The sequence below is a fragment of the Paenibacillus agaridevorans genome (assembly GCF_018604145.1).
GTDB lineage: Bacteria > Bacillota > Bacilli > Paenibacillales > Paenibacillaceae > Pristimantibacillus > Pristimantibacillus agaridevorans.
Map to the genome: position 1 here is coordinate 8902517 of NZ_CP075889.1, position 21820 is coordinate 8924336.

A 21820-nucleotide genomic window follows, 5' to 3' on the forward strand; every position below is an offset into this window, starting at 1 on the left:
ATACAATCGAATGCCGGAAAGCGGGGAGTTCCTTTGACTTTTTTAAAGCGATTGGATTGGTTTTTTAAGCAAAGATGGCGCAGTTACGCGATCGCGATTACGTTAATGACGATTGTCAGTCTGCTCTCGTCCATACCTCCGAGATGGATTGGCAATACGGTTGACGCCATTAGCACAGGCGAGTTGACTAGAGATGACTTGGGCAGGAAGGTTATGCTTCTGGTTGGCTTGGCTCTGCTCACTTATGGACTTGTCTACGTATGGATCACCACTTTATTCGGCAATTCGGTACTGGTAGAGAAGCTGCTTCGCGGCAGACTGCTGGCGCATTTGACGGTACTGAGGCCGTCCTTTTTCCACAAAAACAGCACGGGCGGATTAATGGCTCTTGCCACCAACGATGTGCTTGCCATCGGGAATACGGCGGGGTACGGCGTTATGACGCTGGTCAATACGCTCGTCGGGGCATCCGTCGTCATCGTCATGATGGTGACCTTCGTCTCTTTCAAGCTGATGCTTGCAGCCTTGCTGCCATTGCCGCTGCTCGCCTTTGTCATTATAAAGCTGGGCGGAAAGGTGCGCATCCGCTTTATGGCGGCGCAAGCTGCGTTTGGCAATATGAACGATCATGCGCTGGAGTCCATCTCCGGCATTCGCGTCATCCGCTCCTATGTGCAAGAAAACGCCGATCTGGCCGCCTTTGGCCGCGTGACGGAAGATGTCATGACAAAAAATCGTCAGGTGTCGCTTCTTAATGCCATGTTCCATCCCCTGATCTCTATTATTGTCGGCATCAGTTATACGATCAGCATCGGCTTTGGCTCCTATCTGGTGCTCGAGAACGAAATTATGATCGGACAATTGCTGACGTTCAATATTTATCTCGGCATGTTGATCTGGCCTATGATTTCCTTCGGCGAATTCATCAACGTGCTGCAGCGTGGAACCGCTTCAGCCGACCGGCTGGACAAAGCGTTTGACGAGCGGCCAGATGTAACGGAGCCCGATAACCCTCTATCCGTGGACATTCCTGCAAGCGTCTCGTTCAATCGTCTCAGCTTCACCTATCCCGGCGCGGCTGCGCCAAGCTTGTCGGGGATCAGCTTCCGCCTCGAGAGAGGAGAAACGTTGGGGATCGTAGGCAAGACCGGCAGCGGAAAGAGCACGCTGCTGAAGCAGCTGCTGCGGCAATATCCCGTGCAGCCGAATGCAGCGTACATCTCGGATGCGCCGATTGAACGGATTCCGTTGGAGCGGATGCGAGAGTGGATCGCTTATGTGCCGCAGGAGCATCTGCTGCTGTCGAAGTCGATCCGCGACAATATCGCGCTCGGCAAGCCGGATGCAACGGATGGAGAAATTGACAAGGCAGTTGCGATGGCCTCCTTCGACACGGATATCGCGGGCATGCCGGAAGGACTGGCGACGATCGTCGGAGAAAACGGCGTCATGTTGTCCGGAGGACAGAAGCAACGCCTTGCGATTGCACGCGCTCTTCTCGTCGATTCCGAGATGCTGCTGTTCGACGATTCGTTGTCCGCCGTGGATGCCCGTACGGAAAGCCGCATTCTGAAGGCGATCCGCCGGGAGCGGGCCGGCAAAACCACATTTATTACAACGCATCGTCTATCCGCTGTCAGTCACGCGGACTGGATTCTGGTGCTGGAAGGCGGCAAAGTGCTGGAAGAAGGCACGCATGAGCAATTGATGCTGCTGGGCGGCTGGTATAAGCAACAATGGGAGCGCCAGCAGATGGAAGCCAGCCTGGAGGAGCAGGGGGATGAGCATGGAGATGCATAACGAAGGCAAAAAGGCTGGAGCGGCAACCATCAAAAAGCTTCTGGCCTATGCGCTGACATATAAGTTCAGAATTATTGGCGCTATTTTGATCCTGTGCTGCGCGGTAGGGGCAGAGCTGGCTGGCCCGTTTATCGTAAAAACCATTATTGACGATCATCTTAGCACAGGAGGAAATGGCGGAATGGCGCCGGTCCTTACGTTGCTGGCAATCTATGTGGGGCTGCTAGTTGCCGCGGGCGGACTGCACTTTCTGCAATCCTACCTGCTGCAGGCGACAGCGCTGCGAATTATTCGCAATATGCGGATGGATCTTATGCGCCAGATTCACCGGATTCCGCTCCGTTACTTCGACAACACGCCGATCGGGGCTATCGTGTCGCGCATTGCGAACGATACGGAAGCGATCCGCGAGCTGTTTATGAGCTTCATGGCGACGTTCGTGGTCAGCTTAGTGCAGCTCGCCGGCATTTATACGGCTCTATTCTTGCTCGACGTTAAGCTGGCTCTGCTCTGTTTGCTGCTGCTGCCTTTATTCGCCGTCATCATGGTTGTGCATCTCAAATTCTCGAAGCGGTACATAGCCATCATGCGCGCGCGTCTCAGCGATATGAATGCGATGATTAATGAATCTATCAATGTGATGCCTATTATTCAGGCCTTTCGCAGGGAGAAGCGCACCATCGAGGAATTCGAAGAGCTGAATCATGACAGATACGTAAATCAGGTTAAGCAATTCCGCGTGTTCTCGTTATCATCCCGAAATATCGTCGGCACAATCGGAGCGCTATTAACGGCGTTCGTTCTCTGGTATTTCGGCGGTCAAGCGTTGTCCGGCGTCATTCTGTTCGGCGTTCTGTACGCGTTCATCGATTACCTGGGCCGAATCTTTCAACCTATAATCGGCATATTCGATCAACTAACGAATGCCCAACGGGCATATGTAGCGGCTGAGAAGGTGTTTGCGATTATGGACATGGAAGGCAGGGATGTCGAGGAGACGCCTTCCCGGATTAGACAGAATACGCGAGGCGATATCGCATTCCGCGACGTATCGTTCTCCTACAAGAAAGGAGAGCAAGTGCTGCGAAATATTTCGTTCGAGGTCAAGCGGGGGCAAACACTGGCGCTGGTCGGCCACACGGGATCAGGCAAGAGCTCCATCATGAATCTGCTGCTTGGCTTCTATGAGCCGGATCAGGGAACCATTGCGATCGACGGCAAGGACATCGGCACGATGTCCAAACAGGAGCTTCGCAAACCGATGGGGATCGTCCTGCAGGATCCTTATCTATTCGCGGGCGATATCTCCTTTAACGTCAGCATGTATCAGGAAGGCATTACGCAAGAACGTGTGGAAGCCGCGTTGCGGGAGGTTGGCGCATCATCCTTTATCGACTCGCTGCCGGGCGGCGTTCATGAGCCTGTCGTTGAACGGGGAAGCACCTTCTCGGCAGGGCAGCGGCAACTGATCTCGTTCGCCCGCGCGCTTGCCTATGATCCCGCTATCCTTATCCTGGACGAAGCGACGGCCAGTGTCGACAGCGAGACGGAACATATCATTCAGCGTGCGCTTAAGGTCGTCAGCGAAGGGCGCACCACGCTGATTATTGCCCATCGGTTGTCGACGATTCGGGAGGCGGATCAGATTCTGGTACTGCACCGGGGCGAGATCGTCGAGCGGGGGGATCATGATTCCTTAATGGCGATGGAGGGCAGATACTACCGGATGTACCGGCTGCAGATGGGAGAATCCTCCGGAGAAGCGCAGCCCGCCGCCGCTTCCAAACCATAAGCATGGCTTATCATATAACTCCGCCGCTCTAACAGAGCGGCGGAGCTTATTAAATTTCGAGGAGTTTTTCGTCATATGTGGACGACCGAAGGTATGGAGCAAAGCGCTCCTCTGATTGCGGAAATAAGGTCCCATATGGGGCTGGCTATTAATTGTTCCGTTTAGATTTTAAAATCCCGCCAAACGATCCATATAAGGGCCCTCATTTCCGTAAACAGGTTGGTTGGCGATGATCGATTGCGGATTCATTGTGAGTAACTGAGCTGAAACGTTCTGCTTTCGCTAACGGACCTCAGCGCCTCTATTTGCAGCATTTTCACGATATTGAAAATCTAACGGACTCAGATGCCGCTATTTGGTGCATTTCCGCCCATTCTATGCGGTTTTGACGGAAGTAAGGTCGTCTGTGTCCGTTACGATCAGCCTTTACTTAACTGCGCTGCCGTCAACAATGAATCGACAGCCTCTATTTGTCCGTTAACAGAGAGGTCTTATGTTTTGCGTTCTAATGATGAACGGCTCTAACGGATGTGATCCGATTTAGGGCATGAAACAAGTCCTCATTGATCTCAAATAGATATTGATGCAAGTTTGATCAAAAAAGTTTATAATGAGAATCAGCAATCTTCAATGAGGGGGAACTTGTTTGCCGCACCGAGAACATAAAAAGCTTTCCAGTCTCGAAATCATAAAACGCTTTGTTTTCCTTACGATCGGTTCTGTCCTGATGGGCGTGGCCCTGGAGCTTTTCCTTGTACCGTTCCAGATAATCGATGGCGGCATTGCCGGTATATCCATTATGTTGTCCGAGCTTACTCCTCTTCCTCTTAGCGTCTACTTATTTCTTGCGAACGTACCGTTCCTCATCCTCGGCTACAAGCAATTAGGCAAAACTTTTGCTCTGTCTACTCTCTACGGCATTACGGTTATGTCAATTACTACGGCTTTTTTGCATCATGTTGGCGCTTTTCCGGAGGATAAGCTGCTGGCTGTCCTATTCGGCGGTATGATTCTGGGGGCGGGCGTAGGCCTTGTCATCCGTTATGGAGGCGCCCTCGACGGCATAGAAGTGGTATCCATCCTGATCTCCAAAAAGCTGCGCGTTGCGGTAGGACAAGTCATCATGGTCTTTAATCTTTTAATCTTTCTGATTGCAGGTTTCGTCTTCGAATGGACCTCCGCCATGTATTCCATCGTGGCCTATTACATAGCGATCAAGGTAATCGATATCGTTGTCGAAGGATTGGAGGAATCCAAGTCGGTGACGATTATTTCGAAGGAACATGTCGACATTTCCCAGGCAATTATCGATCGGCTTGGCAGAAGCACCACGCTGCTGCAAGCCCGAGGGGGGTTCTCCGGCGATGATCTTCAAGTGGTCTATTGCGTAGTATCCCGGCTCGAACTTGCTAAGCTAAAGTTGATCGTGCACGAATACGATGAGAAGGCGTTCATCGCGATCGAGCATGTCTCTGACGTGCTGGGAGGCAATTTTAGCAAAAACAGCATTCATTAAGCGTTTAAAGGCGATGCCATGGACAGAGGTCCTGACATCGCCTTTGTTATTTAACGCTGGATTAAGCGCTACATAGACACAGGCGGCTGCACGGGAAGGGACTTGCCCTGATCACGAACGCCTAACAGAAATAACAGTGCAATGACCATTCCGGCGGCTGCAATATAGAACAGCATGGAGTAACCCATCCAATCGATAATGACGCCCATCAATGGCGGAGAGGAGATGGCGGCGATGGATGAGGCAATATAATAGATGCCGGTACGCGTGCCGATACTGCTCTCTTCGCCTAACTGAACGATGAACGGATAAGAGTTAATGTTGATGCACGCCCAGAAAACTCCTCCTATGAGCAGCATGATCCGCAAGAGCAGCACCGATTCGATCAGCGAGACCAACGAAAAGACGACGATAAGGCCGATTATGCCAAGCAAAATGATCTTTTTTTTGCCGAATCGATTGCCTAACATTCCACTAGGGATGGCCGCGATGACGAAGGAGAGCGAAAAAAAGGCGAGCGAAAATGCCGCAGCGCTGTCCGTCATGCCCAGCCGATTCGTTCCATAGAGCGTAAACAAGGCTTCGACTCCTTGGTAGGAGAAAAACCAAAAGAAAATCGCCCCTAACAGAAATAGCGTAGGCTTATTCCATTCTTTTCGGTAGTCGCCAGGCTGCGCTTCCGCTCTGCGTTCCAAGACGAAGCTGGCTGCATGCGGTTCCCGAATGACGAAAAACAATACCGTCAAACAAAGCAGCGTAAGTACGGATGATGTTAGAAAGGGCAACGATGTATGCCAGTCGTTTAAATAAGCGCCTCCGGCAAAAGCAAGGATGGAGCCTACGCCTCCCATGAAATTAATGATGCCGTTAGCCTGCGTTCGCTTCCCGGGCGGTGTCAAATCCGGCATCAAAGCTACGGTAGGCGATCGGTATAGGCTCATGGAGAGATTCATAAGCACCATAAACAGAATCAACGTCACGATCCCGTTATGCCATGGAATTAATGCTCCGAAGACGGCGGCCAGCGGCATGCCGATGAGCAGGAAGGGCATCCGTTTGCCGAACTTTGTGCGGGTCCGGTCACTCTTGCGTCCGATCCAGGGCTGGAGGAACATCGCAAAGTAATTGTCGATCGTCATCATGAAGCCGATAAGCCCCACGTTCTTAATAAAATGCTCCAAATAAAGCGGCACATAAGCGTTGTACAAAGCCCATGTAATGCTGATGCTAAAGAAGCCGAGACCAAGCAGCCAAATTTTTCGTGGGGCGTAGGCTATGGCAGTCATCGCTACCTCCTGCTCTGAATGAGCTTGTGCAGGCGGTCGGGATAATCCGTAATGATGCCGGCAACACCTGCTTCGATAAGACGGAGCATCTCTGCTTTTTCATTAACGGTGAAGGGGTGGTAGACGATGCCGGCTTCTTCCGCTTCCTTTACCCATTCGGGAAGGACGGCATAATGATACGCGTGCAAGGCATCCGCATTCAGCGTCGCGGCATATTCCCAAGGCCGATATAAGCCCTCCATATATAAAATGCCGGTGCGAATGTCCGGGGCCAGCGACTTGCAGAGCGCCAGCGAATAATGATTGAAGCTGGACAGGACGACGCGATCGGCCAAGCCTGCCTGGCGTACGGCCGAGATAACTTCGGCTTCCATTCCCGGATATTGGACGACGCCGTTCTTCAGTTCCAGATTAAGAATAAGCTCTGATTCCGCGGCCAATGCCAGCAGCTGATCCAAGGTTGGAATACGTTCGCCAGCAAACGATGCGTCGAACCAGCTGCCGGCATCAAGCTGGCAAATGGCTTCGTAATCGGTGTCAACGACGAGACGAGCCGCACCAGCCGTTCGTTGCAGCGACTCGTCGTGAATACAGACGAGCACGCCATCCTTCGTTCGTTGAATGTCTGTCTCAATGCCGGTTGCGCCTAGCTCCAGAGCACGGGCGAATGCGGCCATCGTATTCTCCGGACAATAAGCGCTGGCACCTCGATGGGCGAAGTTGATCATGGAATTCATGGGGACACATCCTTTTTCCTTTTTTATAAGAAGTATACCGCTGTTATGTTCGAACCATGTTAAACGCGCGAGTTGAGTTTATTCGAAAAAACGCTTACAAGATGATCGTAGCATATACGAAGTAAGATGAATAGGGGAGACGAAAGAACGAAAGCCTGGTCTTTTATCGAGGATTAAAATGCGACTTTACATACCCTTGGGGGGTATGATAACATAAGGGATAGAAAGGTATACCCCGGGGTGGTATTAACTAAAAATCATTATGGAGGATGATAACAATGGCAAACGTTGTATTGAAGGTAGAAGGCATGAGCTGCGGTCATTGCGTGAGTTCGGTAGAGAAAGCGGTAAGCGAAGTTGGCGCGAGCGGTCAGGTCAGCCTGGCGGACAAGAAAGTAACGGTGGAGTATGATGAAGCCAAAGTAAGTCTGGATGCCATTAAAGCGGCAATCGAGGAACAAGGATACGATGTGGGGTAATCGGAAAGGGGAAATAAAATAATAGCTGAGAATTGGACAGGGCTGCCCTGTCGGCGACAATCGTCGCCGGCCAGGCAGCCCTTATTGCATATATTTAACCTGCCATGTCCTTAATCAGGACGGCATATTATCCCCGCAGCTTATCGTAAACAGCATGTGCATCACAGTTGTTTGTGCGTCTTATTTTTCCCAAAACAACGAAAGCCCTACCTCTCTTCCGTCCTTGCGGCTCCATTGACCGCGCCAGTGTGAATCAGAAAAACAGTTGAAACATGAGCCTAGATTCGTTAGTCAAGATGATCAAATACAGAGGGTATAGTTGATTCTTACTGGGGATCTATAGGGGTTAAATATTACATTCTTATTATCATATCATCATAAGTAGGATAATGCAAGTGTAAGTTTGTCTCCTGATTCGCCAAAAATACGGCGAGAGAAGCTGCCCGAGAATGACATTGGCTTAGTTGGACATCATAGGATGATAAGGGAGGGATTCAAAAATGCCGCAGTGGATCGAGATTGTCATTCGAACGCTGGCTGCTATGGCAGTTCTGTTCATTCTGACGAAAGTGCTTGGCAAACGCCAAATATCGGAGTTGTCGCTCTTCGAATACATTACGGGCATCTCCATCGGCAACATTGCCGCTTACGTATCATTGGATCTGGACAACTTATGGTACCTCGGAATCGTATCGCTGCTGGTGTGGGTTAGCGTATCGGTAGGCATCGAATATTGGACCGTTAAGAATAGAAAGGTCAGGGATCTTGTAGACGGAAAAGGCAGGGTGCTCATCAAGGACGGCAAATTGTTGAAGGAGGAACTGAAGAAGGAAAGGCTGACCTTGGACGAGCTTCTGGAACAGCTTAGAAGCAAGGATGCCTATCGTGTGGCGGATGTCGAATTCGCCGTTATGGAGTCAAGCGGAGAACTTAATGTATTAATGAAGAAACAGTATCAGCCCATCACCCCGGATATGCTGGGATGGAAGATGGCGGAGGAGAAGCCGCCGCATACGCTTGTCATGGATGGCATCGTATTAGAGAAGGAATTGGAGCTTTCGGGCGTAACGAGGGGTTGGCTGCGTCATAAGATGAGTCAGCAGAAGCTGAAGCTTGAGGATGTATTGCTGGCACAGTTGGACAGCGACGGCACAACGCTTCATATTCAAACGGCCGATGGACGAAGTTTTCCTCAAAAGAAAGCGGACAAACCTGCCGATCGAATACGCCAAATGACCGCTCAGCTTGAGGACGAACTGAAGCGGCTGGAGCAAGCGGCCCGCAACGAAGCGGACAGGCAGGCCTATCGCTCCGCTCTCGACCGCCTTCAAACGGGCATGAACGGGAAGTAGCAGCCACAAAAAAGCATACGAGGAGCTCCCCATTCGATGGAAAGCTCCTCGTGTTTTCTCGTGTTTCTTCTATAATAAATGTTACGATTAGCGTCTGTTGAACTTGCGCAGCTGCCAATCCTGCGGCGAGTAGTGACCGGGTTCCGTAATGGGGGCGGGACGTTCCGCAGCCCCGTCGAATTCGTATTGAACAACTTTGTTGAAGGTGTCGACCAAAGGCGTTAACGATCGGCCGGCCCATGCTTCCGAAGCGAAACGAACAAAATAATTGTTGAACTCCATATTGGCGGAAATATGAACCTCCTGGATCATAGGGGATTCTTCGCGAATGCGCTTCGCAATCGTCTGTTTCAGTTCATTGGACAAGTTCTGGTGGTCCATAACGGTAAAGAAAGAATTGTACGGCGTCACGATAGCGTAAGGGCTGCTGTATGGCGAACCGGAATCGATATTGAATACGCCGCCGTTGGAGCCGGTATTGTTTTGCTCGTCCGTGCCGCCCTTCGCTTTCGTACCCACTGCCGACCAGTCCAACAGAATGGCTACATATGCGTTTTTGTCCGTCAGCATGACAATCGCATTCGCTACGCCATTAAGCGAGCCGATCTTATTCGACAGCATGGAGCTGTATTCAAAGAAGGCATTGTCGTGCTGCCCCGCGTCGGTATTCGTGGATCCATACGCCTTCAGTCCCTGCATCTTGGGATCTCCGGGCTTCCTGCTTCCATAGTCCGAGTCGGAATGCTGCATAGACTTCTTGTAGCCGCAAGCCGAAACGGCAATGACCAAGAGCAAGGACAACAGGATGATACCGGCCCGTCGCATCATCGTCATTGGCTTACCTCCAATCCTAATTGGGATGATGTTAGTGTCCGTTCCCGCGAGGTAAAACATACGCCTTAGGAAAGCATACATAAATGACCATGGGTTTGGTGCACAATGAAAGGTAAACGAAGCTTTAAAGCACGGCTGCAAATACCGCCGCAATAGCCCGAAAGAGCGCTAAAATATCCGTTTTTGACAGCTTTGAGAACAATTTGTGAACTCTCTGTGGAACATTGACAAAAGAGAGCGTCAACTTTATATTTAATAAAGTGTTTAAAGTTGCACGAGATGTAACAACAGCTGTGAAACACGCAGCAGGCCGCTTGCCACGTGAAAAAATGGCCGCTGCGAAAACGTCAAAAGTGGGGTTGATTAATGATGAATCGGTGGCAATTTGTAAGACGGCTGGCACCGCTGATGGCCATGATGGCATTGGTGCTTGCGGCATGCGGACGAGAAGACTTGTCTACGCTGAATCCTCAAGGGCCGGTAGCGGAAGAGCAATTCGGATTGATGAAGACGGCGATTATCATTATGGGCATCGTTGTTGTTGTCGTATTCGCCCTTGCTTTGTATGTCATTATCCGGTTCCGCAGACGTTCGGGAGACAAGACCATTCCTAAGCAGGTAGAGGGTAGCCACAAACTTGAGGTTATCTGGACCGTCATTCCGATCATCTTGCTCGTGATCCTGGCCGTTCCTACTTTGCAATCGGTGTTTAACTTGTCCAAGGATTACAGCAATGACCCTGATGCAGTTAAAGTCATCGTGACTTCTCATCAGTACTGGTGGGAGTTCGAGTATCCGGAGTTAGGCATCAAGACTGCGCAGGAGCTGGTCATTCCAACCGGCAAGACGATCGCAATCGAAGCGAAGACGGCTGACGTAATTCACTCCTTCTGGGTTCCGTCGCTGGCAGGCAAGATCGATACGAATCCAAGCGGCAATGAGAACCATATGTATTTCTCCGCGCCGAAAGAAGGCGTTTACTTGGGTAAATGCGCCGAATTGTGCGGACCGTCCCATGGCCTGATGGATTTTAAAGTGAAATCCGTCGATGGCGCAGCGTTCGACCGCTGGGCAGCAGCAATCAAAGAGCCCGTTGCTCTTCCATCCGACCCGGCAATAGCAGAAGTGTTCCAAAGCAAATGCCTGGTATGCCATGCAATTGGCGACTTGGGCGTACAAGCTTATCCGAACCTGTCTGGCATTGCAAGCCGCAATAGCGTCGGTGGTATTCTTGTCAACGTAGAAGCTGATGATAAGCAATACAAACACGAAGATACTGTATATAACAATCTCTACAATTGGATCAAGGATCCAGCGGCGATTAAGCCAGGCAATTTGATGTCGAACCGATACGAATTGACCGAGGACGAGCTGGAAGGGATTGCACAATACTTGTCGGAGTTAACGTTAGATTACGAATAATATCATCAGCGATGAAGGAGGCGCCTACCTTGGCTCATGCACATGCAGTCAAACGTTACAGCGGTCTTATGGACTGGCTAACAACGGTTGACCATAAGAAAATCGGTATTTTGTATTTGATAGCAGGGGGATTCTTTTTTCTCGTCGGCGGACTTGAAGCGATCCTGATTCGTATTCAACTTTGGGCTCCGCAGAACAATTTCGTTGGAGCGAATACATACAACGAATTGATTACGATGCACGGCACAACCATGATCTTCCTTGCGGCTATGCCGCTTCTGTTCGCCTTTATGAACGCGGTCGTGCCGCTTCAGATCGGCGCGCGGGACGTCGCATTTCCGTTCGTGAATTCATTGGGTTTTTGGACATTTTTTTTCGGCGGCTTGCTGCTTAATGTCAGCTGGATCGTCGGCGATGTGCCAGACGCAGGTTGGACGGCGTATGCGCCGTTGGCAGGAACCACCTATAGTAATGATCATGGTATGGATTATTACGTATTGGGCCTGCAGATTGCCGGTATTGGTACTTTGATCGGCGGTATCAACTTTCTTGTAACGATTATCAACATGCGTGCACCTGGCATGACATTTATGCGGATGCCATTGTTCACTTGGACGGCATTTATCACGTCCGCATTGATCCTGTTCGCATTCCCAGCGCTTACTGTCGGGCTTGCGGCCTTGATGTTCGATCGGTTGTTCAGCGCGAATTTCTTCGATCCTACCGCAGGCGGCAACGCAGTATTGTGGGAGCATATTTTCTGGATTTTCGGGCATCCTGAGGTATACATCCTCATTCTGCCGGCCTTCGGTATTATCTCCGAGGTTATCAGTACGTTTTCGCGCAAGCGTCTGTTCGGCTACAGCTCCATGGTATTCGCGACGATTTTGATCGGATTCCTGGGCTTCATGGTATGGGCGCATCATATGTTTACAACAGGTCTTGGTCCCGTTGCGAACGCGTTGTTCTCTATTGCAACAATGTTGATTGCCGTTCCAACAGGCATCAAAATCTTTAACTGGCTGTTTACGATGTGGGGCGGTTCAATCAAATTTACATCCGCCAACCTGTATGCGGTCGGATTCGTACCAACTTTCGTTATGGGCGGCGTTACAGGCGTCATGCTGGCATCGGCTCCCGCCGACTTCCAGTATCATGATACCTACTTCGTCGTAGCGCATTTCCACTACGTTATCGTAGGCGGTCTGGTATTGGGTATTTTTGCAGGCTTGCATTACTGGTGGCCTAAGATGTTCGGACGGGTGTTAAACGAGACGCTCGGCAAGATCACATTCTGGACATTCTTTATCGGCTTCCACTTGACATTCTTCATTCAGCACTTCTTGGGCTTGCTCGGGATGCCGCGTCGGATCTGGCAGTACCTGGATGGCATCGGCTTTAACGAGATGAACATGATTAGTACGGTCGGCGCTTTGCTGATGGGCGTAGGCACAATCCTGTTCCTGATGAACGTTGTAGTAACAATGGCTAAACCTAAAAATGCGCCAGCAGATCCTTGGGAAGACGGACGTACGCTGGAGTGGACGATTCCATCGCCTCCGCCAGAGTACAATTTCGCGCAAACTCCGCTTGTTCGCGGTTATGACGCGTATTGGAAAGAGAAGATGGAAGGCCACAAAGGCATGACGCCTGCGGAGCCGATCGGTCCGATTCATATGCCGTCTCCATCGATTCTGCCATTCTTTATGGGTGTTGGCTTGTTTGTAGCAGGCTTCGGGTTTATGTACGCTCCGGATTGGGGTCACATTGGAGCGCTTAAGACGGGACACTTCATCGGAATTATCGGCCTTGCCACTACATTGTTGTGTATGGTGCTCCGGTCCATGATCGATGACCACGGCTTCCATATCGAAGAAGACGAAATTCTGAAGGACTTGGGGGGGAAAGCATGAGTGCACATACGCATGTAGAAGGGCAATTGCCCCATGAGCCGGAGAAGGCTACCCTCGAGGGACGCAATAAAGTATTAGGTTTCTGGTTATTCCTCGGCGGCGAGACCGTTCTCTTCGGTACTTTGTTCGCGGCGTACCTGTCGCTTCGGGATCAAGTGCTCGAAGGACCTACCGCCAATCATTTGTTCGATCTCATGCTGGTTGCTATCGCGACTGCGATCCTGCTTACATCCAGCTTGACAAGCGTGTTCGCGATTCAAGCGATGCATCAGAAAAATGTAAAAAGCCTGATTGGCTGGTTGATCGTTACGGTAGTCTTGGGAGCTTCATTCCTGGGGCTTGAGATTTACGAGTTCTACCACTATGTTCACGAAGGTCACGGCTTCACGACAAGCGCGTTCAGCTCTTCGTTCTACACGCTGGTCGGCTTCCACGGCGCGCACGTGTTGTTCGGTATTGTATGGATCACGCTTCTGATCATCCAATTGTCCCGCAAGGGACTAAATGTTGTAACGGCGCCTAAGGTATACGTAGCCGGGATGTACTGGCACTTTATCGACGTTGTGTGGGTATTCATCTTCACGGTTGTTTACCTGATGGGAAAGGTGGTTTAACGGTATGGCAAGCAATCACGGAGCCGCTGAGCAACGCACCAAACATCACAAGGTTGAAGGTCCCAAAAAACATGTCGTTGCGTTTATCTTCTCGATTCTGCTGACTTTCATCGCATTTGCGACTGTGATAAGCGGAGAAATTAATAAAGACTTTATCTATGTTATTTTAATGGGTACGGCTTTCCTTCAAGTTTTTGTACAGATGGCATTTTGGATGCACATGAAGGATCGCGGTCACACATTCGCGATTATCGGCATTCTGTCCGGTGTATTCATCGTCTTTACAGCTGTGATCATGGCAGAATATTGGGTTTGGTGGTAATCGTAACTCCGGACCGATAAGAATTGAAGAGAGGAGGGTCCCAGTCAGCGGGTCCCTCTTCTTTCCGTAAGATTGGCATTTCTTGCCGTCCGGGTATGCTGTACAGGAGAAAGGAGCCTTCCAAGATGTTTGGCTTAAACGAATACTTCACTTTTGAGCAACTATGGTCGCCCATGTTTCTATTCGGAGTTATTGCGGTGGTCATTCTGTATTTCTATTTGATAGGACCTTGGAGAGAGAAACATTTTCCGCAAGAGCCGACTGCGACGACTCTTCAGAAGATGCTGTTTATCGGAGCCGCGTTATTATTTTATTTGGCGCAGGGCGGTCCTCTTAGCCTAATGGGTCACTTGACGTTTACCTATCATATGGTGAATATGGCCATTTCGTATTTGATCGTTCCCCCGATGGTCCTGCTTGCGCTGCCGGCTTTTTTATGGAGGAGAATGTTTGGAGCCCCATTCTGGAAGAAGCTCTCCTTCTTGATGCATCCGATCTCCACTCTCGTTTTGTTTAATATGTTATTCTCGCTGTACCATGTGCCGCTGATCCATGATTATGTGATGACGAACTTCACGGTTCATCGTCTATATTACGCAGCTCTGTTCATTACATCCTTTATGATGTGGTGGCAAGTCGCTTGTCCTGTTCCGGAGTGGTCGAAATTAACCGATCTCAAGCGAATGGCCTACGTATTCGCCAATGGCGTATTGCTTACGCCAGCATGCGCGCTTATTATCTTCTCGCCTGGTGACTTATACGCAACGTACAACGATCCAGAAGTGTGGGTAAAGGCGATGGGGTATTGTATCTCCGGCGATACGAGTTACTTGTTGACTCAATATGGCGGTCCGGAATTTTTTAACCTGGTTGGTTCCGAAAATGACCAGCAATTGGGCGGGATTGTCATGAAGCTTGTTCAAGAGCTGATGTACGGCCTCATTTTGGCGTATATCTTTAAGCAATGGTTCAAGCGCGAGCATACGGAAGACGATGATTTGCCGAATCCTAATCCGAATCCAGGCGCGGTTTAAGGGCCTCTCCGAAGGCCCCATTATCAAATCCTATTGACTATTGACGCATGGAGTGGATGACAGTGGACTTGAATATTTTAATGCCGACCGTCAGCACCTTTTTTATCGTCTTGAGTGCGACGCTCGTGGCATTTGGTTGGCGGCTTGCGGTTAAGCGCAAGCTCGAGCAGCATCAAAAGATGATGGTGTGTGCAGCGATCGCGGCCATTTTGTTTTTTATTATTTATGCCTCGAGAACCTTTATTATTGGCAGTACGCCATATAACGGGCCCGATGGCCTTAAGCCTTATTATCTGGTATTTCTGTTGTTCCATATCACGCTGGCAACAGTGGCCGCCGTATTCGGCATAACGACGATCGTACTCGGCTACAAAAAGAAGTTTGCGAGGCACCGCAAGCTGGGCCGATTAACTTCGATCATCTGGTTTATTACGGCCATTACGGGCACAGCCGTCTATTCGATTCTGTACGTGCTTTACCCGGCGGCCGATGCCAAGCCGTTGTTCGAAGCGATCTTCGGTTAAAGGGCTATGTCAAACAAAAAAGCCAATATTGTCGAGATTCATATCGTGCGCGCCATTGCTATCATTGCCGTTGTATTGATCCACGCGACAGCCACGCCCCGTACGGAGGTGCCATGGGGCAGCCTGTCGGCCCCTTTCTATTATGTCGCGAATAGTTTAAGCATGTTCGCCGTACCGCTGTTTCTCATGCTGAGCGGGCTGGTGCTCTTCTATCGTTATCATGACGACTGGAGTATGGAGCAGGCGCTGGCCTTCTATAAGAAACGGCTAAAGTTTGTCGTGATTCCTTATGTGGTGTGGTCGGTGTTCTATTATTTCTTCAATCGGATCGCTTATCACCAGCCGCTCGAATTCGATCCCGAGCTGTTCCTCAAGATGTTGTTGTGGGGGGACGCGAGCTATCACTTGTATTTCATGTCGATTATCATTCAGTTGTACTTGATATTCCCCTTGCTGATGGGGCTCGTACAATGGCTTAAGCTTAAGGCATGGCATATGGCGGTGCTGGCCATCCTGATCCAAAGCGTGTTCCTGTACATCCATCACGAAGTGTATTTGTTCGAACATAAAGCGACATTGATCTGGAATTACTTCGCTGTATTCGGCATTGGAGCCGCCATTGGAATGCGTTATGGCAAGTTCGCGGAGCGCTGGAGACATGTGGCATGGACAGGGCCCTTGGCCTTGATGGTCGGGTTCATGTATTTGTTATTCGTGTTTTCGTCGCAAGCCGGCGCGATCTACCCGATGCCTGCGTACATGATTATGTACAGCCTATATGCCGTGTTAATCGGGATCAGCCTCATCTGGGGCGGCAAAATTATCGTGGAGCAAAAGGCCCGTATTATCCCCTGGCTGATGGCTCTGGGATCAGCCTCTTTCGGTATCTACTTCATTCATCCGGCGATCCAGACGGTCATGGGCAAGCTGTTTAAACAGGAGCTTGGCAGCGCCTACTACCATGTATATTTCGTCTCGCTTCTTGTCACGATGCTTGGACTATCGTTTGCCATTGTCCATCTCACAAGAAAGATCAAGCTGTCCTGGCTGCTTTGGGGCAAATAAAGATGCTGCTAAACCCTTTATTTCGGTCGTTGGAAACGACTGGAGTAGAGGTTTTTTTGTTGTGTACAAACAATTTTAGTTTTTTTGTCCCGGCGCTTGACATGCACTGTTACTGTGAATATACTGTGTATATAGATATATACAGTATATAAACACAGTCGCTTGAGCGGCATTTTTAGCAGTTAGAATGATGTTGGGTTCGGGAGGCAAGAGAATCATGGGGAAATGGAAGGGCGCTTGGTTCTTGGTAAGAAGCGAGTTGTTGTGGGCAAGATGGAAGTTTATCATACCGGTGCTGTTCGTCGGGGTTATGTTATTGTTCATGGTGCCGTTCTTCAGTGACGGGCTGAACGGGGAAGCAGAAGTATTCTCCTACTTGGGTATCGACTTGTATGCGCTGCTGTTGTTTCCCTGTTTGGGAATGATGGGGACGCAGGCTAACTTTTATTGGAAGACGGATATGTATACGAAAAAGCTCGAAGTATGGAGGACATTGCCGATTTCGCTGGGACAGATCGCACTAGGCAAGTTCTTGCTCTATCTGACGGTTTCGCTGCCATGTATGCTCTTGTATTTTACCGGATTTTATTTCAGCGTTCATTCCATGAATCCAGGCTTTGAGTTTAAAGCGTTTCTGCCATTTGCGATCTTCTGGATTTTCTATACGATGGTTGCGGGATTTCTGTACTTGTACGTGGAGATTGGCTACAAAGGGAACACGTACTTCTGGTATTGCATGCTTCTTGCTTTCGGAGCACTCGGAGCGTTGATCGGCATTACGGTATGGACAAAGGAAAGCGTGTTGGTCTACAGCTACAATACGGTGCTTAACGGCGGGTGGTGGCTGCCGATCGGGGCAATCGCGTTCTCGGCCGTCTGCATTCCGCTAGGACTCCGCCGCATCGAGAAGAGACTAAGAAAGCGCGACTTATCCAAGTGAAGGGAAAAAGGCGGGTGAAATCAAGTGAGGCTGCCCATCCAAATTAACGAACAAAGCGCGGAACCGCTGTATCATCAAATAAAAGTCCAGCTTAGGGCGCTTATTGTAAGCGGCCAGCTTGAAGAAGACACCTTGCTGCCTTCCATCCGGGAACTGGCCCAGACAGTCAAGTGCAGCGTCATTACCGTCAAGCGGGTGTACAGCGATCTGGAGACGGAGGGACTGCTCCGAACGCGGCAAGGCACCGGCACTTATGTGGCCAAGGTCGGCGATCAGGAGCGCGATAAACACCGTTTGTCCGTCGTAATCGAAGCGCTGGATCAAGCCGTCGCAGCCGGCAAGCGGGTGCAATGCACGGAGGAGGAGCTCGAAGGGCTGTTCCGCGAAGCAGTACGCAAACATTACGATCCGGGAGGAGAACAATCATGAGCGATTGGAAGGCGGAAACCGCGATTTCATTCGAGAACGTATCGGTGCGGAAATCGGATTTCGTGTTAGGTCCGACAACGCTGGACATTCCGAGCGGTTATATTACCGCCATCGTCGGACCGAACGGAAGCGGCAAAAGCACTTTGTTCCGCATGGCGCTGGATCTGGCGAAGCCCGACCATGGCAAAGTGACGGTGCTTGGCCAGGAAATCGGCAGCGGCGACGATGATGCGCTCAAGCAGCATATCGGTTATGTCCCCGAGGAGCCTTACGCTCATGAGTCGAGGCTCAAGGGCAGCGACAAGGCAAAGATCAACGGATTCTGGTACAAGGGTTGGGATCAGTTCCGCTATCAAGAACTGCTTCGAATTCTGCAGGTAAACGATCATCAGCTCCTGGGCAAGATGTCCAAGGGCATGCGAAGAAAAACGGAGCTTGCGCTTGCCCTCGCCCATAATCCCGAGCTGCTGCTGCTCGACGAACCTTCTTCCGGACTTGACCCGCTGGCATGGAAGATCATGATCGATCTGCTGCACCGCCATATGGATCAAGGCGACCGCACCATATTAATGACGAGCCATATCGTGGACGAAGTGAAACGGCTGGCGGATTTCATCGTATTTATGGCGCAAGGCAAGGTGCTGGGCTTCTACGAGAAAGACGAATTATTTAGCAGTTGGTTCACTTATTATGTCAGCGGCGAAGGAATCGAAGCCAGGGATCTGGCCGATATGCCTGGTCAAACCGGCATTGAGTTCGCGGGTATGCACACGTTTCGCGTCACCACAGGTAAAGCGCAGGATGCCGAAGCCTGGTGTGCGGACGCCGGACTTACTGTCGTAAGCAAATCCGCGATGGAGCTGGATGAAATTATGGCGGCTCTGCTGCACGGCATCGGGCTGGAAACAAAAGCAAACGAAGCGAGGGGATTGAGAAGATGAAGCCATTAGTGGTGGAGAACGTAACGAAGCAATACGCGGACAAAACGGCGGTAAACAACAACTCATTCGAAGTGGGCGAAGGCGAAATCTACGGCTTGCTCGGCGCAAACGGCGCCGGCAAAACGACGACGATGCGGATGGTGCTGGGACTGATCTTTCCCGACGAAGGAAAGATTTTGTACAACGGCAAACCTTACAGCAATGAACAGCTTAGCAGGCTCGGATACTTGCCCGAGGAGCGAGGCCTCTATCCAAAGGTGAAGGTAAGCGACCAGATCATTTATTTGTCCCAGCTTCGCGGCATGTCGAAAGGCGATGCCGATCGCAATCTCAAGTACTGGCTTGAGAAGTTCGAGGTTCCCGAATACTACAACAAGAAGGTCGAGGAGCTGTCTAAAGGGAACCAGCAAAAAATCCAGTTCATCGCGGCGGTAAATCATAAGCCTCAGATCGTTATTATGGACGAGGCGTTCAGCGGACTTGACCCTGTTAACGTAGAACTGTTGAAATCGACCGTCAAGGAGCTTCGCGATTCCGGTACGAGCATCTTGTTCTCGACGCACCGCATGGAGCATGTCGAGGAGCTGTGCCGCAATATTACGATTCTTCATCGCTCAAACACGGTGTTGAAGGGCAGTCTGAAGGAAATCAAAAAGCGGTTTCCGAGAGAACGGGTAATATTGGGCACGGATAATGCAATCGGCGGCATCGAAAGAATAGCCGGCGTTACCGGCGTCACGAGGACGGAGCAAGGCTACGATATCCAGATCTCGCTGGAGTCGGCAGGGGCGGAAATTTTGAAGCTGGCGATGGAGCAAGCAAACGTGAACCATTTTGAAATCAAGGAACCGACGTTAAACGAAATCTTTATCCGAACGGTGGGTGATCGTCATGAATAGTTTCTGGACGGTAGTAGGGTTTACGATCCGCAATAAGGTCAAAGGCAAGGCATTTGTTATTACAACGCTTATTATCGCGCTAGTTATCAGTATCGGCATTAATCTTCCTTATATCATCGAGCAGTTCGACAAAGGCGATAAAGCAACAAATGTGGGCTACGTCCAGATGGCGGGCGAGGATAACCAGTCCACGGGCGACAGCTTAAAGGCTTTCTACGAAGCGCAAGAGAATCCGAGCATTGTTATGGTGCCGTTCGAGGATCAAGGCGATGCCGCAGCTAACGAAACCATGCTCAAGAAAGCCATCGAGGACGGAGAAATCAAAGGGTATCTGGAATTCGGCACCGAGCTGACGGATAACGGATTCCCGGTTATGACTTACAAATCCGAGAAGCTGATGGAATTCAGCATGACGGAATCGCTTCAAGGCTCGTTGATCCTCATTCGCCAAGCGAACATTCTTAAGGATGCGGGACTGTCGAACGAACAAATGGCACAGTTGTCCGCGCCGATCAAAATTGATACGGTCCAAATCTATACGGGCGAAGGCGGCAATGAAGGCTCCGGTCGAACGCCTCAGGAGCAAGGCGTAAATATGGGCGTCGTCTACGTCATGATCATCTTCTTGTTTATGGCCATTATGACCTCCGGCAATATGATCGCGTCGGAAATTACGGCGGAGAAGAGCTCCCGCGTTATGGAAATTCTGATCACGAGCGTCTCGCCGCTCAAGCAGATGTTCGGTAAAATCTTCGGCATGTTCGTCGTCGTCATCATCCAGGTCGCCTTCTACATCGCGGTTATCCTGGGCAACGCGTCCATGCCGCATAACAAAGGCGCGCTTGGTAATCTCGACATCGATCTGTCGCTAGTGGATCCGCTTCTGATCATCTATGCCGTACTGTTCTTCTTTACAGGTTTCTTCCTGTTCGCGACACTGTACGCAGCAGTAGGTTCCATCGTCAGCCGGACGGAGGATCTCGGCCAAGCGGTCATGCCAATGACCTTTATCTCGCTTGCCGGCTTCTACATTGCGATTTTCAGCATCAGCACGCCGGACAGCATGCTCGTCACCGTCACATCGTACATTCCGTTGTTCTCGCCGTTTACGATGCTGCTCCGTCTGGGATTGACGGAAGTCGCGATGTGGGAGACGCTGCTATCCTTCGGCATCCTGCTCGTCTCGATCTACGTGTCGGTATACGTCTCGGCTAAAATCTACCGCACGGGCGTGCTGATGTACGGCAAACGTCCTTCGTGGAAAGAGATTCGCAAAGCTATGAAGGCTTATAAGATTTAAACATCGCACATTGTAATCGATGGGCAGTAAGGGTATGACTTGGAAAAGGATGATGACAAGTTGGAACAATTTTTGCAGCAGCTGCAAGATTCAAATCCGATATTACAATTTTTTGGAGTTATGATTGTGGGAATGATCCCGTTCATCGAAGGATACTTTGCAGTACCTGTAGGGATTGCGATCGGCTTCCCGGCAGTGATGACGATAGCAGCTGCAATCGTCGGAAACTGGATTTCGGTTATGGTTGTTATCCTGGCTAGTGATCGCGTTAGGCAGTGGCTGCAAAGAAGAAAACCTTCTGAACGTAAACAAGAAAAGCACAATAAACGTCTAGAACGCGGGCAGAAGCTATTCCAAAAGTACGGAGTGCCCGGAGTCTCGCTTCTAGGTCCGTTGTTGATCGGAGACCATATCGCGGCTTTAGTTTGTATCGCCTCGGGTGCATCGAAACGATATGTGATGATTTGGCAAACGATTGCCATAGTAGTATGGGCTGTCGGAATGGGGATTTTGGTGTTGTTGGGAATTAATGTTGTAAAGTAATTCTGCGCCGGCGTTCTGTTGTGACATAAAAGACCCTTGATATATCATGAGTTGCACCCCTTAGAATAGACATTGGAA

21 protein-coding genes are annotated in these 21820 nt (G+C 50.3%); 18 read left to right on the forward strand and 3 right to left on the reverse strand.

Features of this window, described 5'->3' with window-relative positions; all coding sequences use genetic code 11:
- The first annotated feature begins 33 nt into the window (after positions 1 to 33).
- From KJW29_RS35405 to KJW29_RS35415, 3 genes are all read left to right on the forward strand, one after another.
- A complete protein-coding gene (locus KJW29_RS35405) occupies positions 34 to 1800 on the forward strand; it encodes an ABC transporter ATP-binding protein (RefSeq protein ID WP_214628193.1) in 1767 nt (588 codons plus the stop codon).
- A complete protein-coding gene (locus KJW29_RS35410) occupies positions 1787 to 3592 on the forward strand; it encodes an ABC transporter ATP-binding protein (RefSeq protein WP_246608940.1) in 1806 nt (601 codons plus the stop codon). The genes KJW29_RS35405 and KJW29_RS35410 overlap by 14 nt, the downstream gene beginning before the upstream one ends.
- A 646-nt stretch (positions 3593 to 4238) precedes the next feature.
- Positions 4239 to 5108 carry a YitT family protein gene (locus KJW29_RS35415; RefSeq protein ID WP_214628194.1) on the forward strand — a complete coding sequence of 290 codons (870 nt, stop codon included), beginning with the start codon at positions 4239 to 4241 and terminating at the stop codon, positions 5106 to 5108.
- 68 nt (positions 5109 to 5176) lie between these two features.
- On the opposite strand, the gene KJW29_RS35420 is transcribed toward KJW29_RS35415, so the two are convergent.
- Together KJW29_RS35420 and KJW29_RS35425 are read right to left on the reverse strand one after the other, a co-directional pair.
- Positions 5177 to 6394, reverse strand: coding sequence for an MFS transporter (locus KJW29_RS35420; RefSeq protein ID WP_214628195.1), 1218 nt, complete (start codon positions 6392 to 6394; stop codon positions 5177 to 5179).
- 2 nt (positions 6395 to 6396) lie between these two features.
- Positions 6397 to 7131, reverse strand: a complete 735-nt coding sequence (locus tag KJW29_RS35425) for a glycerophosphodiester phosphodiesterase (protein ID WP_214628196.1) — start codon at positions 7129 to 7131, stop codon at positions 6397 to 6399.
- A gap of 278 nt (positions 7132 to 7409) precedes the next feature.
- On the opposite strand from KJW29_RS35425, the gene KJW29_RS35430 reads away from it, so the two are divergent.
- Positions 7410 to 7610 carry a copper ion binding protein gene (locus KJW29_RS35430; protein WP_087566174.1) on the forward strand — a complete coding sequence of 67 codons (201 nt, stop codon included), beginning with the start codon at positions 7410 to 7412 and terminating at the stop codon, positions 7608 to 7610.
- Positions 7611 to 8110: 500 nt separating this feature from the next.
- Positions 8111 to 8962 carry a DUF421 domain-containing protein gene (locus KJW29_RS35435; RefSeq protein ID WP_214628197.1) on the forward strand — a complete coding sequence of 284 codons (852 nt, stop codon included), beginning with the start codon at positions 8111 to 8113 and terminating at the stop codon, positions 8960 to 8962.
- An 87-nt stretch (positions 8963 to 9049) separates the two neighbouring features.
- Here the strand turns inward: KJW29_RS35435 and KJW29_RS35440 are convergent, their stop codons facing one another.
- Positions 9050 to 9796 carry a hypothetical protein gene (locus KJW29_RS35440; protein ID WP_214628198.1) on the reverse strand — a complete coding sequence of 249 codons (747 nt, stop codon included), beginning with the start codon at positions 9794 to 9796 and terminating at the stop codon, positions 9050 to 9052.
- A 366-nt stretch (positions 9797 to 10162) separates the two neighbouring features.
- Between KJW29_RS35440 and coxB the strand changes: the two genes are divergently transcribed.
- The 13 genes from coxB to KJW29_RS35505 all read left to right on the forward strand — a co-directional run bounded on the left by coxB (position 10163) and on the right by KJW29_RS35505 (position 21742).
- Positions 10163 to 11218 carry a cytochrome c oxidase subunit II gene (coxB, locus tag KJW29_RS35445; RefSeq protein WP_214628199.1) on the forward strand — a complete coding sequence of 352 codons (1056 nt, stop codon included), beginning with the start codon at positions 10163 to 10165 and terminating at the stop codon, positions 11216 to 11218.
- A gap of 11 nt (positions 11219 to 11229) precedes the next feature.
- A complete protein-coding gene (ctaD, locus tag KJW29_RS35450; RefSeq protein ID WP_246608507.1) occupies positions 11230 to 13131 on the forward strand; it encodes a cytochrome c oxidase subunit I in 1902 nt (633 codons plus the stop codon).
- Entirely contained in the window at positions 13128 to 13745 is a 618-nt protein-coding gene (locus KJW29_RS35455; protein ID WP_087566179.1) for a cytochrome (ubi)quinol oxidase subunit III, read from the forward strand. Before ctaD ends, KJW29_RS35455 begins: the two co-directional genes overlap by 4 nt.
- Before the next feature lie 4 nt (positions 13746 to 13749).
- Positions 13750 to 14067: a cytochrome C oxidase subunit IV family protein gene (locus KJW29_RS35460; protein ID WP_214628200.1), complete on the forward strand. Its 318-nt coding sequence runs from the start codon at positions 13750 to 13752 to the stop codon at positions 14065 to 14067.
- Between the two features lie 125 nt (positions 14068 to 14192).
- Positions 14193 to 15101 carry a cytochrome c oxidase assembly factor CtaG gene (gene ctaG / locus KJW29_RS35465; RefSeq protein WP_087566181.1) on the forward strand — a complete coding sequence of 303 codons (909 nt, stop codon included), beginning with the start codon at positions 14193 to 14195 and terminating at the stop codon, positions 15099 to 15101.
- Between the two features lie 62 nt (positions 15102 to 15163).
- On the forward strand, positions 15164 to 15625 hold the full coding sequence (locus KJW29_RS35470; protein WP_214628201.1) for a DUF420 domain-containing protein: 462 nt from the start codon (positions 15164 to 15166) through the stop codon (positions 15623 to 15625).
- Positions 15626 to 15631: 6 nt separating this feature from the next.
- Positions 15632 to 16690: an acyltransferase gene (locus KJW29_RS35475; protein ID WP_214628202.1), complete on the forward strand. Its 1059-nt coding sequence runs from the start codon at positions 15632 to 15634 to the stop codon at positions 16688 to 16690.
- Between the two features lie 217 nt (positions 16691 to 16907).
- Entirely contained in the window at positions 16908 to 17630 is a 723-nt protein-coding gene (locus KJW29_RS35480) for a hypothetical protein (RefSeq protein ID WP_214628203.1), read from the forward strand.
- A gap of 24 nt (positions 17631 to 17654) precedes the next feature.
- Positions 17655 to 18059: a GntR family transcriptional regulator gene (locus KJW29_RS35485; protein ID WP_214628204.1), complete on the forward strand. Its 405-nt coding sequence runs from the start codon at positions 17655 to 17657 to the stop codon at positions 18057 to 18059.
- Positions 18056 to 19000 (forward strand): ABC transporter ATP-binding protein, encoded by a 945-nt coding sequence (locus KJW29_RS35490; protein WP_214628205.1) that lies wholly within the window; start codon positions 18056 to 18058, stop codon positions 18998 to 19000. Before KJW29_RS35485 ends, KJW29_RS35490 begins: the two co-directional genes overlap by 4 nt.
- Entirely contained in the window at positions 18997 to 19899 is a 903-nt protein-coding gene (locus tag KJW29_RS35495; RefSeq protein ID WP_214628206.1) for an ABC transporter ATP-binding protein, read from the forward strand. The genes KJW29_RS35490 and KJW29_RS35495 overlap by 4 nt, the downstream gene beginning before the upstream one ends.
- A complete protein-coding gene (locus KJW29_RS35500; protein WP_214628207.1) occupies positions 19892 to 21199 on the forward strand; it encodes an ABC transporter permease in 1308 nt (435 codons plus the stop codon). Before KJW29_RS35495 ends, KJW29_RS35500 begins: the two co-directional genes overlap by 8 nt.
- A 60-nt stretch (positions 21200 to 21259) precedes the next feature.
- Positions 21260 to 21742, forward strand: coding sequence for a small multi-drug export protein (locus KJW29_RS35505; RefSeq protein WP_214628208.1), 483 nt, complete (start codon positions 21260 to 21262; stop codon positions 21740 to 21742).
- Positions 21743 to 21820: the final 78 nt, after the last annotated feature.